Source organism: Nocardia takedensis NBRC 100417 (assembly GCF_000308695.1).
Lineage (GTDB): Bacteria > Actinomycetota > Actinomycetes > Mycobacteriales > Mycobacteriaceae > Nocardia > Nocardia takedensis.
On record NZ_BAGG01000003.1, the window covers coordinates 1 to 16,161 of the forward strand.

Here is a 16,161-nt window from a genome sequence, read left to right on the forward strand (position 1 = left end):
GCGACGTCCTGATCGGGCGGCGGGAACCTCAGGCGCGCAGGCGTTCCCGCCGCAACTGCTCCACCTCGGGCAGCGGCAGCGGCGCGAGTTCGGACACCCCGAGCGCGCGGGTGAGCAGCAGATCGGCGAGTTCGGGATTGCGGGCCAACGCGGGGCCGTGCATGTAGGTGCCCAGCACCGAACCCTGCACGACGCCTTCCAGACCATCGCCGACGCCGTTGCCGACCCCGCGGGTGACCCGCGCCAACCCGGTCGCGTCCTTGCCGAGTGTCGTTCCGCCCCGATGGTTCTCGAAACCGGTCAGCGGCGCGGTCAAGCCGGGGAGCAGCGGGGTGGTGGTCACCTCACCGATCGCGCGCACCGACTGCGGCGCGGTGGTGACGTCGAACAGGCCGACCCCGTCGACGCGCTCGCCGCCCGAGGTCTCGTACCAGTGGCCCAGAACCTGGATCGCCGCGCAGATGGCCAGCACCGGCGCACCGCGGCCCGCGGCCCGCTGGAGTCCGGGGAACCGTTGCAGGTGCCGGGTGGCCAGGCGCTGCGCGGAATCCTCCGCGCCGCCGAGGGTGTAGAGGTCCAGCGACTCCGGCACCGGATCGGGCAGCGTGATCTCCACGATCTCCGCGTCGTAACCGCGCATCCGCGCCCGCTGACGCAGCACCAGCGCGTTGCCGCCGTCACCGTAGGTGCCCATGACATCGGGCAGCACCAGCCCGATCCGCAGGGTCGATTCGCTCATCGCTTCGCCTCGAGGTCGCGGTTCAGATCGCGGAACGCGGTGTAGTTCGCCAACACCTCGACGTGGCCGGCCGGGCAGGAGGCGATGGCGCGCACCGGATCGGGCACGGTCGTGTGCTCGACACCGGCGTAGGTCAACCGGACGGCCAGATCGGTGGCGCGCTCACCCGAGGCCACCACCTGCACGCCCTCGAAATGCTCGAAGCGCACATCCCACAGCCAGGACAGATCCTCGCCGTCGGGCACCTGCCCGTTCACCGCGATCACCAACCCCGCCGAGGACGGGTCGATCATCGACAGCGCCTCCTGCCAGCCCGCCGGGTTCTTCGCCAGCAGCAGTCGCGCCGCGTGCTCACCCACCTGCACCGTGCGGTAGCGGCCCGCGATCTCGCGTACTGTGCCCGCCGCCGCGACCGCCTGCGTCGCGTCCGCGCCCAACGCCACCGCCGCCGCGACCGCCTGCGCGGCGTTGCCGCGGTTGGCCCGACCCGGCAGCGACAGCGTCAACGGCAGACGCAGACCGTCCGGGCCGCACAGCTTGTCGTCATCGAGCCACCAATCCGGTTCCGGCCGTTGGAAATCCGTGCCCGTACTGCGCCAGTGCGCGCCCTCCCAGAGGATCGGCTCGCCGCTGCGCGGACAACTCGTCGCGTCCACGGCCCACCCGCTGCCCGCCGCGACCCACACCACATTCGGGTGGTCGTAGGCGATCGAGGCGATCAGCACGTCGTCGCAGTTCGCCACGACCACCGTGTCGGGATGCCGGGCGAGTCCGGCGCGCAGCCTGCGCTCGATCATGTTGATCTCGCCGACCCGGTCGAGTTGGTCACGGCTCAGGTTCAGCAGCACCACGGCCGCCGGGTTCAGCGAATCGGTGACGTGTGGCAGATGCAGTTCGTCCACCTCGATCGCGGCCAGTTCCACACCCTGGTGCACGCTCAGCGCCGCGACGATCCCGGCGTCCATGTTCGCGCCGTCGGCCTGGGTGGCGACCTCGCCGAGGGTGGCCAGCGCCGCCGTGGTCATCCTGGTGGTGGTGGATTTGCCGTTGGTGCCGGTGACCAGCACCGTGCGCCGCCCGCGACCCAACTGATCCATGATCGTGGGATCGATCTTCAACGCGATCAACCCGCCGATCATCGAACCCTTGCCGCGGCCCGCGCGCTGCGAGGCCCACGACGCCAGCGCCGCCGCCCGCAGGGCGATCCGCCCACGCACCGATATCTTCACGCCGCCCAGTCTCGCACGAGGCCCCCGGACCACGCGCTCTACGTGGGCCGGTCGAACAGGTTCGGCTGACCGGCCGCCCAGCGCTCGGCGTCCAGCGCGCGCAACGGCTCCAACTCCACCGCGCGATACATCCGGTAGGTCCGGCAGCGCGGCGCGTCCGAACCGACCACGTCCAGCAGCGCGTTCACCGCCGACCGCGCCGACTCGTTCGCGCCCTCCATGGTGGCCAGATCCACATCGGTGCGCACGTAGTCGCCCGCGAGGAACAGGTTCTCCACCCCGCCGTGCGCCGTCGGCCGATGCTCCCAGGACCCGGCGGTGTTGATGAGCAGCGGATCCTCGTTGACATTGCGTCGCTGATCGCCCTGCCAGGTGACACCGGGATCGAGGAACCAGGAGTGCAGGTCGGCGTCGCGCAACGTCGACTCGTTGTCGTCCAGATGCTGCCGCAACTGCGCCCACGTCTCGCGGGCGATCTCCTCGTGGGTGCACTCCTTGGCGGTCTTGCCGTACAGCACGCCGGGAGTGTTCCAGTCCGAGATGTCCACCGACAGGCAGTCCGCGACCGTGCCGTCGCCGTACTCGGGCAGTTTGCGGGTCCACAGCTGATTCTGGGTGATCGAGGTCAGCGACCACGGAGCGTCGATGTAGGCGGTGTGCCCGCGCGAGATGGTCGCCGGTCGACGCAGGTAGAACTGGATTCCGGTCATCCAGTCGACGTAGAGGTGGGCCATCCCCGCCAGCTCCGGCCAGGCCGCCAGCACCTCCGGGGACCACAGCGTGCGCGCCTGCTCCACCGGCAGCGCCACCACGAAATGGTCCGCCTCGACGGTGGCCGCGCCGTCCGGTCCGCTGATCCGGGCCGCCGTGACCCGCCGGTCGCGCACATCCAGGCCGACCACCCGCGCGCCGAGGCGGAACTCCACACCCAACTCGCGCAACCGCGCGACCCACGGATCGATCCAGGCGGCGTTCGTCGGGCCGTTGAGCACCCGGTCCAACGGTCCGTCGTTGCCGACCTGGAACGGGTTGCCGAGGAACTGCTCGCCCATGGTGCCGATCGTGCGGACGCTGGCGATCTCGTCCTTGGCCGCCACCAGCAGACTGGTCAGCGCGCGCGAGATCAACGCGCGGAACTCGTGGGACCGGGAGTGCCCGCCCACGAATTCGTTCCACCCCATCCGCTCCCACTGCCCGAGCCTGCGGGCATCGCAACTGGAGTTGAACACCAGCAGCCGATTGGCGAAATACAGCCCCTCCGGGGCGGGCAGGTTCAGCGACGCCGAGATCATCGCGCCGACCGTCTCCTGGAAGGCGTCCTGCGTCGCGCCGGCGGCCGCGGCCGGACTCAGCGGCAGGATGCGGAAATCGTCGGCGTCGCGCCGCGCGAACCGGGCCTCGGTGAGTTCGATCAAGTTATCCCACACCCCGTTGGCGTTCCCGCCGAACGGAATCCGCCGCATGGTGTCGGGAATGTGCTGGTAGAAGCCCGGGAAGAAACGAAAACCGTGCTCACCGGGCAGATCGGGACGCCCGCCCGCTCCGGTGCCCGGCACCGGGATGCTGCGCGCCTTGCCGCCCAGCGCCCGCTTCTCGTAGACGGTGACCCGGAACCCGCGCTCGGCCAGTTCGTGCGCGGCCGTCAACCCGGCCACCCCGCCGCCCAGCACCGCGACCCGCGCGCCCGGCGGAGCGCCGCTCGCCGACCCCGATCCGACCACCCCGGCCGACAACGCACCCGCTGTCGCCATCCCCATCGCCATCGTGCCGCGAATCATCGATCTCCGCGTAACGGGCCATCGCTGTTCTGCCATGCGCTTGTTCGCTGCCCAGTCTCTGCCGCTCGGTCCTCGCCGCCATGTCTTCAAGCCGCCCCCACTGTAGAGAGGCACGATCCGACGACCCGACCCGCCCCGCACGCGGGCACCATCGAACCGCGGGGGCCGAGACTACCGCCCCCGCCACCCCACCGCAGCGAACCCACCGAAGTCACCACGGGGTAGCGAGCCCAACTAGCGAAGCGCATGCACCATCGACCTTGCCCCCTTGGCGAACCCCCACAGGCGACGTCACCGCCTGGCGTCCCCGACCCGGGAACGAGCCCCACGAGCAACGTCCGCGGCGGCCCAGTCAGCTACGGGCGAAGCGCCCGGCCACTGCTCGGTACAACCCCCCAAGCAATATCCCCACCTCACGCTGCCCTGCCCGGTACACCCCACAAGCAACATCCCCACCCCACGTCCCCGACCCGGGTGCGAGTCTTGCGAGCGACGTTCGCGGCCGTCTCGTCGGCCGGTGGGCGAAGCGCATGCGCCGCAGGCGCGAGTCTCGCCCGCCGGCCGACGAGACATAAGGGGCCGCGAACACGCCGCGCCGAAGGCGCGGCCAATCAAACACCGGGTACACCGCCCTGAGACCCGTAATCCGGCAACGCCCGCCCCCTCACCGGCGACGTCACCACCAAAGCCCGCCGCATGGCAAACCCCACAAGCAACATCACCGGCCAACGTCCCCCACTCGGCCGCGAACACGCCGCGTCGAAAGCGCGGCCAATCAAGCACAGCTCAGTGAACCCCGGGCGGGCCCTGGTTGCGGTATTGCTGGGCGGCGATGTAGCCGAAGTCGTCGGCGACCATCGCGGCGAGTTCGAGCAGTGCGCGTTGGGTGCTTTTGCCGACGAGTTCGAGGTCGATTTCCGCGCCTTCGGCGAGGTGGTCGTCGAAGGGGACGACTTGCACGGCGCGTGTGCGGTCCAGGAACAGACCGCGCAATTGCTCGAGGTCGATCGTGGACGCGCCGCGCCGTGAGGCGTTGACGACGACCACCGTGCGTTCCACCAGTTTGCTGTAGCCGTGGTGGTCGAGCCAGTCCAGTGTGGCGGAGGCGCTGCGCGCGCCGTCGATCGCGGGGGAGGTGACCAGGACCAGCGAACTGGCCATGTCGAGCACGCCTGACATCGCCGAATGCATCAGGCCGGTGCCGCAGTCGGTGAGGATGATGTTGTAGAAGGATTGCAGGATGCCGACCGCTTTGCGGTAGTCGGCTTCGCTGAACGCTTCCGAGACGGCCGGATCCTGTTCCGAGGCGAGCACTTCCAAGCGGCTGGGCGCCTGCGAGGTGTGCGCGCGGACATCGGAGTAGCGCGAGATCTGCTGGTCTTCGAGCAGGTTGCGGACCGTGGAGCGGGTCTGGCGCGGCACCCGGTGGGCGAGCGTGCCCAGGTCGGGGTTCGCGTCGATCGCGATGACGCGGTCACCGCGCAGCGAGGCGAAAGTGGACCCGAGTCCGACGGTGGTGGTGGTCTTGCCGACGCCGCCTTTGAGCGACAGGATCGCGATGCGGTAGTCGCCGCGCACCGGTTGGTTCACCCGGTCGACCAGGTCGCGGTGCACGATGTCGGCGGCGGATTCGCCCGGGTTGATCATGCCGCCGGAAGCCTTGTGCACGGCCCGACGCCATCCGCTGCGCGGCGCTCGACGGGCCCGGCGCAGCAGATTCAGGTCGTTGACCGAATTTCCCGGCTGACCCGGATGCTGGACGTGCTGCGGCTGGAACGGCGGACGCCCACCGGGACCGGGCGGCGCGAACTGGCCCGTCGGCGGACCTTGCGGACCGGGCTGCGGCTGCTGATACATCGGCGGCGCGGGCGGCTGCGCGGGCAGCGGCGGCGGAGCCCAGCTGTAGATGGGGCCGTCCTGGTCCGGTGCGCCCGCACCGTACGGCGAAGGCTGTTGCGGCGCTTCGGGAGCCGGCGGCTGCGGGTCGGACGGGTACGGACCGCCCTGGTACTGCGGGAACTGCCCCGGCGGATACGGCGACCCGTACTGCTGTTCGGCGGGCGGCGCGAAACCCTCACCGCCGCCGTAGTTCTGCGGATACCCCGGCGCCTGACCCGCGTACCCCGCGTAGCCGGGCGCCTCCTGCGGCGCGGCTTCGCGAGCGGAATCCCCGGCGTCCTTGGCCTTCTCGGCGTTGCCGCCTTCGGACCGCTCGCCCTCGACGCTCCCCGATTCGGCGGTGACGTCGGCCGTATCCACCGAATGACTCTGCAGCCAGGGCGGAGAGGTCGGGTTGTGGTCGTTGTTTGTCACAGTTCCCCCATCTGCTCGGGATTCGAGCAGAGAGCTCGGCGCGTGGATGCGGAACCAACGCTAGCACGGGGTTCCGCCCCTCGCTTCGTGGTAACCCAGGGCGATCAAACCAAACCCGAAACCCCCATCCCCCCTGGTCAACCGGCGTTAACCACCCGGTCGAAGTACACCTTGCACGAACCCCCCGAGCCGGCCGCCGACCGACCCGGGGGGACTCGACTCACACGCTGCGGTTGACCGCCGAGACCACCGCGCGCAGCGAGGCGGTAGTGATCGAGGTGGCGATGCCGACGCCCCAGACGACCTTGTCGCCGATGGCGCATTCGACGTAGGCGGCGGCTTGGGCGTCGTCGCCCGCGGACATCGCGTGCTCGGAGTAGTCCAGGACGCGCACGTCGAAGCCGACGGTGGCGATGGCGTCGATGAAGGCGGCGAGCGGGCCGTTGCCGCTGCCGCTGACTTCTTGTTCGACGCCGTCGACCTTGACCACCGCGGTGATGGCGTCGACTCCGCCGTCGGTTTCGGAGGCGGTCACTTTCTGGCGGATGCGTTCCAGGGGGCGGATGGGGGACAGGTATTCCCCGTGGAAGACGTCCCACATCTCCTTGGGCGTGACTTCGCCGCCTTCGCCGTCGGTGATCTTCTGGATCGCCTGGGAGAACTCGATCTGCAGGCGGCGCGGCAGGGCCAGGCCGTGATCGGTTTTCATGATGTAGGCGACCCCGCCCTTGCCGGACTGGGAGTTGACGCGGATGACGGCTTCGTAGGTGCGGCCGACGTCCTTGGGGTCGATGGGCAGGTAGGGGACTTCCCACACGATGTCGGCGACGTCGCGTTCGGCGGCGTCGGCGGTGGCTTTCATCGCGTCCAGGCCCTTGTTGATGGCGTCCTGGTGCGAACCGGAGAACGCGGTGTAGACCAGGTCGCCGCCGTAGGGGTGGCGTTCGTGGACGGGCAACTGGTTGCAGTATTCGACGGTGCGCCGGATCTCGTCGATGTCGGAGAAGTTGATCTGCGGGTCGACGCCGCGGGAGAACAGGTTCATCCCCAGGGTGACCAGGCAGACGTTGCCGGTGCGTTCGCCGTTGCCGAACAGGCAGCCTTCGATGCGGTCGGCGCCGGCCTGGTAGCCGAGTTCGGCGGCGGCGACGGCGGTGCCGCGGTCGTTGTGCGGGTGCAGCGACAGCACGATGGAGTCGCGGCGGGCCAGGTTGCGGCTCATCCATTCGATGGAGTCCGCGTAGACGTTAGGGGTGGCCATCTCGACGGTGGCGGGCAGGTTGATGATCATCGGCTTGTCGGGGGTGGGCGCGATGATCGCGGTGACCGCGTCGCAGACGTCCTTGGCGTAGTCCAACTCGGTGCCGGTGTAGGACTCCGGGCTGTATTCGTAGCGCCAGTTGGTGTCGGGGTAGCGCTGCTGGACTTCCAGGCACAGCGCGGCGGCGTCGGTGGCGATCTTCTTGACGGCGTCGCGGTCGGCGCGGAAGACGACCTTGCGTTGCAGGATGGAGGTGGAGTTGTAGAAGTGCACGATGACGTTGCTCGCGCCCGCGCACGCCTCGAAGGTGCGTTCGATCAGTTCGGCGCGACATTGGGTCAGCACCTGGATGGTGACGTCTTCGGGGATGGCCCCGTCTTCGATGATCTCGCGCACGAAGTCGAAGTCGGTCTGGCTGGCCGAGGGGAAGCCGACCTCGATCTCCTTGTAGCCCATCCGCACCAGCAGGTCGAACATGCGACGTTTGCGGGCGGGGCTCATCGGGTCGATCAGCGCCTGGTTGCCGTCGCGCAGGTCGACGGCGCACCATCCGGGGGCGCGGTCGATGACCCGGTCGGGCCAGGTGCGGTCGGCCACGGTGACGGGTTCGACCTCTTCCGCGTACGGGCGGTAGCGGTAGGTCGGCATGGACGAGTTCTTCTGGGTGTTCCAGGCGGGCTGGTCCGCGGGTGCCGGCTTCGTGGGTGCGGCGATGGTGCGCGAACCGGAGACGAATACGTCAGCGGGGGACATGCGATTTCTCCAGGGTGTGGGTTGATCCCGTATGAGGGTCGACCGGCGTGGCGGAACCCCGCGACGGGAGCCGGTCTGTTCAGACCCCGTCGCGGCGACCGAGAAGAAGCGCCCGCTGCATGATGTCGTTCACTCTACCTCCGCCGCGGTCGTCGGCCGAACCCGGTCCCGTCGTCGGGCGTCGGGATGCCGGGCGTTAGCGTCGGAGCAGTCCGAACCGGATCAGGTTACCGGAGGCTCGTGCGCCCGGTGCTGGAACGCTTGTACGGGCACCGCCCGACGGGACGTCGAAGGATTGTGCGCTATGACCTGGCTGGAGATGGTGGCCGTGTTCGCCGCGGGGATCGCGGCGGGCGGTATCAACACCGTGGTGGGATCGGGCACGCTGCTCACCTTCCCGACGTTGTTGGCCTTCGGCATCCCGCCGGTGACGGCGAACGTGTCGAACACGATCGGTCTGGTGCCGGGCTCGATCAGCGGCGTGATCGGTTATCGCCGGGAACTGGCAGGTCAGCGCGCCCGGTTGGCGCAGTTGGGCACGGCGTCGCTGTTGGGCGGCACGACGGGCGCGATCCTGCTGTTGGTGCTGCCGCCCGACGCGTTCAAGGCGATCGTGCCGGTTCTGATCATCGTCGCGCTGGTGCTGGTGGTGGTGCAGCCGAGGTTGGCGGCGTGGGTGAAGAAGCGGCGGGAGAGCAACGACGCGCCCGCGCCGCGGCACGGCGGCCCGATCCTGTTGGCGGCGGTGTACGCGACGGGCATCTACGGCGGTTATTTCGGGGCCGCGCAGGGTGTGCTGCTGATCGGTTTGCTCGGTGTTTTCGTGCACGAGGACATCCAGCGTTTGAACGGGGTCAAGAACGTGCTCGCGCTGCTGGTCAACGCCGTGTCCGCGGTGATCTTCATCGTGGTCGCGGAGGTGGACTGGACGGTGGTGGCGTTGATCGCGGGCGGTTCGATCATCGGCGGCCAACTCGGCGCGACGGTCGGCAGGCGACTGTCGCCGACGGTGCTGCGCGGGGTGATCGTGGTGGTGGGCACGATCGCGGTCGTCCGGTTGCTGACGGCGTGAGCGGGCGGTGGCTGAAATCAGGGTGGGATGTCGTCACCGAGGATGACGACCGCGAGCCCTCCGGCGGTCGACGATGAGTGACGTGCGCAGGTGGAGGACTCTCATCGCGGTGGCGGTGCTGGCGGTGTTGCCCGGGGCGAGTGGCTGCGGCCCGGTGACCGAGCACGCGTCGGCGGTCGCGGAACTGGTCGCGCAGGCCGACGCCGCGCCGACGCCGACCCTGGACTGGGCCCCGTGCGTCGACCTGGAACTGTCCGGGTACGACTGCGCGACCGCGCGGGTGCCGCTGGACTACGCGCGGCCGGAAGGCGAGACGATCGCGCTGGCGGTTCTGCGCCAGCGCGCGAGCGATCCGGATCGGCGGATCGGGTCGCTGTTCGTGGGTGCGGGCGGCCCGGGTGGTTCCGGGTTGGACCGGGCGGCGAGCGGACCGCTGCTGCCGGGGGAGGTGAGTCGCCGGTTCGACGTGGTGACCTTCGATCAGCGCGGGGTCGGCCGCAGTGCGCCGGTCAAGTGCTTCGTCGACGACGCGGCGCGGCAGCGGTTCTGGTCGGCGACCACGTCGCTGCCGCCCGCCACGGTCGCCGACGAGCAGGACAGCGCCCGCGCGAGCCGGGAATTCGCGCAGGGATGCGCCACCCACAGTTCCGCGCTGCTGCCGCATCTGACCACCGTCGACGCGGCCCGCGACCTGGACCTGCTGCGCCGCGCGGTGGGTGAGACCTTGCTCACCTACCAGGGCGGCTCGTACGCCAGTTATCTCGGCATCGTCTACGGCGCGCTGTTCGGTGAGCGGGTCAGGGCGCTGCAACTGTCGTCGATGATCGACCCCGACAGTTACGCCCGCGACACCCGCACGGCGTTGAGCGACACCGCGGTGGGCACCGAGGAGGTGCTGGCCGAATTCCTGCGGTCGTGCGCGACGGCGGGGCGTTCGCGGTGCGCGTTCGCCGGATCGCCGGGGATGGACCCGATCCGCGACGGCGCGAACCGGCCCACCGCCGAGGACCTGCGAACCCGCGACGACGCGGTGCTGGAAAGGCTTCGGCGGGAACCGATCACGGTCGGCGGCGGGGAGACGGCGGTCACCGTGCGCTACGGGGAGGCCGTGCAGGCGCACGCGCTGCTGCTCTACGACCTCGAGGAAGGCTGGCCCGCGTTGGCGCGCCTGCTGATCGAATTGGAGCGCGGTGCGGCCGGGGACGCGGGCGCGGTGCGCGAGATCCTGTCGTCCGCCGCGATCGGGGCCGAATCGGCGGAGGCGTTCACCGCGATCTCCTGCGCCGATCACACCCTGCCGATGCGACCGGACTCCTGGCCCGCGACGGCGGCGGAGATCGCGCGCGTCGCACCGGTTTTCGGGCCGTTGTGGTGGTATCTGCGCGAACCGTGCGCGTCCTGGCCGGTGCCCGCCGACGGCTACCCGCAACGCTACGAAGGTCCATGGACCTTGATCTCGGACAAACCGGCCATGCTGTTGAACAACCGCTACGACCCGGTGACCCCCCTGGTGTTCGCCCAGCGCGCCCAGGGGGCGATGGTCAACGCACGCCTGGTCACGGTGTCCGACGGGTACGGCCACACCCCGTCCGGGGAGTGCGCCGCCCGGCTGCGCGAACGGTATCTGGTGGATCTCCAGCTACCGGCCCCCGGCGCCACCTGCACCGCTGACCTGGCGCCGTTCCCCTCCTGATCCCTCGCCGCGGTGTGGTCGACATGCCCGATTCCCGGTAATCTGCGCGTCGGCCATGCGTGATGAGGGAGGTGGCCTGTGGACCGACGCGCCTTTTTCCGGGCGGCGGGCGCCGCGGCGTTGCTGGGAGCCGCGGGACCGTCGCTGGCGGCGCGGCCCGCCGCGGCGGACCCGATCTGGTATTCGGTGTTCCGCGAGTGGGTTCCGGAACTGTTCGCTCCGCTGGCCGATCCGCCCGAGCACACCCCCGCGATCGTCGTCGGTTCGGGATTCGGCGCGGCCGTCACCGCGCTGCGGTTGGCTGAAGCCGGGGTCGCCACCACCGTGTTGGAGCGGGGTTCGCTCTGGCCGAACGACCCGTGGCGCGAGGTCTTCACCGGCGACGACCTCCCCGACGGTCGCGGCTTCTGGCATCGCACCGAATTCACCGGCGTGACCAAAGTGCCGATGCGCTTCGCCAGTTTCGGCGGCGTCCTGGACTGCACCACCTATCCCGGCATCGACGTGTGGCGGGCGGCGGCGGTCGGCGGCGGTTCGGTGATCTTCACCGGCGCGATGGTCGCCCCCGAGCGACGACTGTTCGACCACGTCTTCGGCGGGGTGGTCGACTACGGCGAACTCGCCGCCGTCTACTACCCGCGGGTCCGCGAGATGCTGCGGTTGGACCCGCTGCCCGCCGACCTCTACAACTCCGCGCCGTTCACCCATTCGCGCGCCTGGGACGACCAGGTGCGCAAGGCGGGATACCAACCGCTGCCCAATGATTCGATCTTCGACTGGAACATCCTGCGCGGTGAGCTCGCGGGCGGCACCCGCCCGTCGGCGACCGTGGCGCGCAGCAACCTCGGCAACTCCAACGGCGCCAAGTTCGACCTGAACCAGAACTATCTGAAGTACGCGCGGGAGACCGGCAGGTCCACGGTGTTCCCGGGCCATCGGGTCGACGCCATCGCCCAGGAGGGAACGGGCCGTTTCACCGTCACGGTGACCAAACTCGCCCCTACCGGCGAACAGCTGGGAACCCGCACGCTCACCTGTGACCGACTATTCCTCGGCGCGGGTTCGATCGGCACCTCCGAACTGCTGGTCCGCGCCCAGGCGACCGGGGCGCTGCCGAATCTGAACGAGCATGTCGGGGGTGGCTGGGGCACCAACGGCGACGTGGTGTTGGCCCGCGGCGCGAGCGCTGTCGGAGGCTTCGGCCAAGGCGTGCCGAGCGCGAGCCGCATCTTCGACGAGCGCGACGCGCCCGTCACATTGGAGAACTGGTACATCCCCGGCATCCCGTTCGAGACCGGCGCGCTGGCCTCGCTGGGCATGGTGTTGGAGGACGCCCGCACCCGGTTCGGCTACGACCCGGCCAGCGGACGGGTCGGGCTGACCTGGTCGACGCGCGACCGCGAGCGCACCACCGAGGTCGCCCGCGCCGTCGACCGCCGCATCGCCGAGCAGGCGGGCGCGCTGTTCGAGTACGGCGCGCTCGGCTACGACGCGAACGCGCTGTTCACCGCGCATCCGCTGGGCGGCGCGGTGCTCGGCAAGGCCACCGACGCCTACGGCCGCGTGCACGGGCACCCGGGTCTGTACGTGATGGACGGCGCGGCAATACCGGGCAGCACCGCCACCGTGAATCCGTCGCTGACCATCACCGCGCTGGCCGAACGCAATATCGAGCAGATCATCCGCGCCGGTCGCTGAGCGGTCGCCGCCGCATTCGGCGAATGGGGCGCGCCCGGCGGGCTACTCTCGGCGAGACCGTTCGGCTCGAAGGGATTGTCCTGTGGTCGGTACCGCCCCCATACCCGTCGACCCTGTGCCCGCCGACGCGGCCAGGCCGGGTCTGGTGCGCAAGCCGCCCGCGCTGTGGACCGACGTGGCGATGCTGGTGCTGGCCGTGATCTCGCTGGCGCTGGTGGTGTGGGTCAGTTTCTTCACCGTCTCCGACCGGACCTACCACGCGGTCGTGATCGCCGACTGGACCATCTGCGGCGTCTTCGCGCTGGAGTTCCTGTGGCGCTGGCGGCGGGCGGGCTGGCCGTGGACCTTCCCGTTCGTCTACTGGTACGAAGTGCTCGGCATGATCCCGGTGACCAGTCCGTTCTTCCGCGGGTTCCGGCTGCTGCGGGTGGTGGTGATCGCGATGCGCCTGGGCCGGGTGGCCGACCGCGCGCTCGGCGACCGGGTGACCGCCGCGGTGGTGAACCGTTTCGTGCGCACCATCGTCGAGGTCATCAAGCGGCCGATGACGATCGCCGTGCTCGACGAGGTCGCGAAGGTCCTGCGCACCGGTCACTACACCCGCAACATCGCCGCCGCGCTGGAGGAGAACCGCGCGGAGATGGACGAGATGATCATCGAGCTGATCAAGAAGGACCCGCAGGCCGGCGTGGTGCGCTACGTCCCGTTCCACGACGACATCATGCGGTTGGTCGCCGACACCACCTTCCGCATCGTGTTCCAGGTGCTGGCCGATCCGCGCACCGACGAACTGGTCTCTGACATGATCCGGGAGAACGTCGACCAGATCCGCGCGGCGGTCGTGGACGGGGTGCGGGTGGAGCCGTCGAACTACGGCCACACCCCGCACGAGATGCGCGCCGCGCACCTGACCAAGCGCCCGCCCGCGCCCTGATCAGTGCTCGCCGTGCCGGATCTGCTCGCGCGGTGAGGCGTAGCGGGTGACCTCCCAGGCGATCAGCGCGGCGAGGATCGCGCAGAGCAGGCTCAGCGAGGCCAGCGCGGGCAGCGCGCAGGCCACCGGGATCAGCGCGAGCAGTACCGCCGCCGTGGCCAGACGCTGCCAGGAGATTTCGCGGGTCGCGTAGTGCTTGAACCCGACCAGCGCGATCAGGTACAGCACCACGCCGCCGTAGAGGGCGAACAGCGGAATCCCGTACAGCGGGTCACGCAGCGTGTGGTGCGAGGCGTCGCCGACGTAGTACAGCACCTTCTTCAGGCCCAGCGACAGCGCGATGATGCCGACGATCATCGGGAAGTGCCAGTAGGTGTAGGAGTTCCTGGCGATCTTGACGCGCCGTTCCCCGGTGGCCCGTTCCAGTTCGTGTTCCACCGACAGCGCCGCGACGTCGAAGTAGGCCCACCACAGCAGGCCCGCGATGGCCAGGCCGAGCAGCGAACCGAGCGCGATGGGCCAGGAGATCGGCAGTCCGGCCACGCCGATGCCGATCGAGACGATCGATTCGCCGAGCGCGACGATGATGATCAGCCCGTAGCGTTCGGCGAAGTGGTGCGGTGAGTTGACCCGCCAGTCCTCGCCGGCGAACAGCGTCCACAGCATGTCGCCCGCGATGGCGGCGACCCACAGCGCGATCTGCACCGCGCCCGAGGTCGTCGCGGCGATCACCAGCAGCGTGGTGCCGATGGTGATCGAACCCAGACTCCAGCGGATGACCTGCCCGCGCAACTGCGGGTCGTCGGCGCTGGCCATGTAGAACACGCCCAGGTGGATCAGCCTGGTCACCATGTAGGCGATGGCGAACACCAGCGGCCCGAACCAGCCGCCGGGCATGTCGCGGAACGCCTCCGGGATGGTGATCGCGGCGATCAGGCCGCCGCCCATGGCCCCGAACATCGCGACCCGGGTGAGTCCTTCGTCGGCCTTGACCACGTTGCCCAGCCACGAATAGGCGATCCACACCCACCACAGCACCGCGAGCACCAGCACCGCGCGCACCATGTTCTTGGCGGTGGTCTGCTCGGCGGCCAGGTCGGTGACCATGGTGAAGGCGAAGACGAGCACGAGGTCGAAGAACAGCTCGAGCTGGGTCACCGACCCGGTTTCGGCCTGGCGCTGGAACCGGGCCTTCCTGCTTCCGATCATGGTGCACATCGTCGCACCCTGGGAGCGGTCGGGCGGGTCAGAGGACCTGGTAGTCCTGCGCCTCGGGATAGGTCTCGGCGAATTCGAGGAAGTTCTGCGCGACCGTCTCGTGCCAGCGCTGCACTTTGCGCTTCATCACCAGCCCGGGTAACGGCACTTTGGAGTGCACTTCGGCCCGGTACCAGATCCTGGTCTCCTCGGGTTCCTCGGTGACCTCGAACCACCCGCCGCCGCCGATGCCGCGCGAGGAGTCGACCACCTGCCAGGCGCAGCGGACCTGGGTCCACTCGTATTCCAGGACCTGGAGATCGGAGCTGCCGAACACGTCGGCCGTCACGTAGACCCGGGCCGGGCGGCCGTTCTCGTCGCGGGTGGCGACCCGCGCGTCCTGGTACATCGACCAGGACGGCAGCATCTCGATGGCGGCCAACGCCTCGAAGATCTGCGCACGCCCCAACCGGGTGCCGAAGTGGATATCGACTTTCGTGCGCATGCCATACCTCCACCCCCCGGCGGATCAACTCGGCCGATTCTGCACAGCCGCATGATGGTCCGTCAACCGTGTGATGCGGTTCGGATATGACACTACCGGCGGGTAATGGCAGGGCGGAATGACCACCCCGTGTTGCCTGGCAGGGCGGCTGCCGGTCAGCTACCGCCGTCGTGTTCGATCACCGCGTCCGGTCCGGGGTAGACCAGCGACTCGTGCCCGTCGGCGAATCGCACCACATAGGGCGGCGATCCGTCGGGGCCGCGCACGTCGATGATCTCGCCGCGATGGTCGGCCCGTCCGACCACGGTGCCGTGGATGTGCAGTCGGTCTCCGATAACAGCCATCATGCCTCCAGTGTCCTCGCTGGTGATGCGGGTCACAACACCGTTCTCGACTGTGACGCGCGCTGCGGACTCACGGCCGGATCAATCGATCCACCGCCGCGGCGATCAACTCCTCGCCGCGCCGCTCGTCGAAGACGCCCGGCAGGGTCAGTCGATCGACGATGAGCCAGTTCAGCGCCAGATAGAGCAACTCCACCGAGGTCTCGTCTCCCGGCATTCCCGCTTCGAGGTGGGTTCGCACATTGAATTCCAGATCCTCGCGCACCCGGCGGGTGAGCACCTCGCGCAGTTCCGGCCGTCGGGTGGCCTCGAGGCGCAGTTCGAGCAGGGCGAGGTAGCCGCTGCGGTCGCCTTCGAGGCGTCCGACGATCTCGCGCATGAGGACGGTGACCGTCTCGCGGGTGCGCGGCCCGTCGGCCAGGGTGGTCATCGCCTCCGCGCCCGGGACGATCCGCTCGTAGAACCGCGCCCCGGTCTGGGTCAGCAGGTCGTCGCGGTTGGCGAAGTAGTTCGACGCGGTGCCCGCCGGGACGCCCGCCTGTTTGTCGACGGCGCGGAAGGTCAGGCCGCGCGCGCCTTCGGCCGCGAGCACCTCGATCGACGCGTCGAGCAGCGCCTGTCGGCGCTCGGGATTGGTCCGCACTT

Annotated in this window: 13 protein-coding genes; 4 read left to right on the forward strand and 9 right to left on the reverse strand. The window is 69.6% G+C overall.

All coding sequences use genetic code 11. The features are described 5' to 3' along the window. Positions 1-28 precede the first annotated feature (28 nt). The 5 genes from ON30_RS01270 to leuA all read right to left on the reverse strand — a co-directional run bounded on the left by ON30_RS01270 (position 29) and on the right by leuA (position 8,073). Positions 29-739 carry a type 1 glutamine amidotransferase gene (locus ON30_RS01270; RefSeq protein ID WP_040703499.1) on the reverse strand — a complete coding sequence of 237 codons (711 nt, stop codon included), beginning with the start codon at positions 737-739 and terminating at the stop codon, positions 29-31. Beyond that, positions 736-1,977 (reverse strand): Mur ligase family protein, encoded by a 1,242-nt coding sequence (locus tag ON30_RS01275; RefSeq protein ID WP_040703554.1) that lies wholly within the window; start codon positions 1,975-1,977, stop codon positions 736-738. The genes ON30_RS01270 and ON30_RS01275 overlap by 4 nt, the downstream gene beginning before the upstream one ends. A 29-nt stretch (positions 1,978-2,006) precedes the next feature. After that, positions 2,007-3,719, reverse strand: coding sequence for a hydroxysqualene dehydroxylase (locus ON30_RS01280; RefSeq protein WP_306307292.1), 1,713 nt, complete (start codon positions 3,717-3,719; stop codon positions 2,007-2,009). A gap of 813 nt (positions 3,720-4,532) precedes the next feature. Further along, the gene (locus tag ON30_RS01285) at positions 4,533-6,005 is read right to left on the reverse strand and encodes a MinD/ParA family ATP-binding protein (protein ID WP_245553897.1); all 1,473 of its coding nucleotides are present in this window, start codon (positions 6,003-6,005) and stop codon (positions 4,533-4,535) included. A gap of 274 nt (positions 6,006-6,279) precedes the next feature. Beyond that, positions 6,280-8,073, reverse strand: coding sequence for a 2-isopropylmalate synthase (gene leuA, locus ON30_RS01290; RefSeq protein ID WP_040703504.1), 1,794 nt, complete (start codon positions 8,071-8,073; stop codon positions 6,280-6,282). Positions 8,074-8,377: 304 nt separating this feature from the next. On the opposite strand from leuA, the gene ON30_RS01295 reads away from it, so the two are divergent. From ON30_RS01295 to ON30_RS01310, 4 genes are all read left to right on the forward strand, one after another. Continuing rightward, positions 8,378-9,145 carry a sulfite exporter TauE/SafE family protein gene (locus tag ON30_RS01295; protein ID WP_040703505.1) on the forward strand — a complete coding sequence of 256 codons (768 nt, stop codon included), beginning with the start codon at positions 8,378-8,380 and terminating at the stop codon, positions 9,143-9,145. Between the two features lie 73 nt (positions 9,146-9,218). After that, positions 9,219-10,838 (forward strand): alpha/beta hydrolase, encoded by a 1,620-nt coding sequence (locus tag ON30_RS01300; RefSeq protein WP_083911074.1) that lies wholly within the window; start codon positions 9,219-9,221, stop codon positions 10,836-10,838. Positions 10,839-10,916: 78 nt separating this feature from the next. Next, entirely contained in the window at positions 10,917-12,536 is a 1,620-nt protein-coding gene (locus ON30_RS01305; protein ID WP_040703507.1) for a GMC oxidoreductase, read from the forward strand. A gap of 82 nt (positions 12,537-12,618) precedes the next feature. Then, positions 12,619-13,470, forward strand: coding sequence for an ion transporter (locus ON30_RS01310; protein WP_245553898.1), 852 nt, complete (start codon positions 12,619-12,621; stop codon positions 13,468-13,470). On the opposite strand, the gene ON30_RS01315 is transcribed toward ON30_RS01310, so the two are convergent. The 4 genes from ON30_RS01315 to ON30_RS01330 all read right to left on the reverse strand — a co-directional run bounded on the left by ON30_RS01315 (position 13,471) and on the right by ON30_RS01330 (position 16,159). Then, positions 13,471-14,679: a low temperature requirement protein A gene (locus ON30_RS01315; RefSeq protein WP_040703557.1), complete on the reverse strand. Its 1,209-nt coding sequence runs from the start codon at positions 14,677-14,679 to the stop codon at positions 13,471-13,473. Positions 14,680-14,716: 37 nt separating this feature from the next. Then, entirely contained in the window at positions 14,717-15,172 is a 456-nt protein-coding gene (locus tag ON30_RS01320) for an SRPBCC family protein (RefSeq protein ID WP_040703510.1), read from the reverse strand. A gap of 155 nt (positions 15,173-15,327) precedes the next feature. Continuing rightward, positions 15,328-15,516, reverse strand: a complete 189-nt coding sequence (locus ON30_RS01325; protein ID WP_373282467.1) for a DUF1918 domain-containing protein — start codon at positions 15,514-15,516, stop codon at positions 15,328-15,330. A 70-nt stretch (positions 15,517-15,586) separates the two neighbouring features. After that, positions 15,587-16,159 (reverse strand): TetR/AcrR family transcriptional regulator, encoded by a 573-nt coding sequence (locus ON30_RS01330; RefSeq protein ID WP_373282469.1) that lies wholly within the window; start codon positions 16,157-16,159, stop codon positions 15,587-15,589. Positions 16,160-16,161 lie beyond the last annotated feature (2 nt).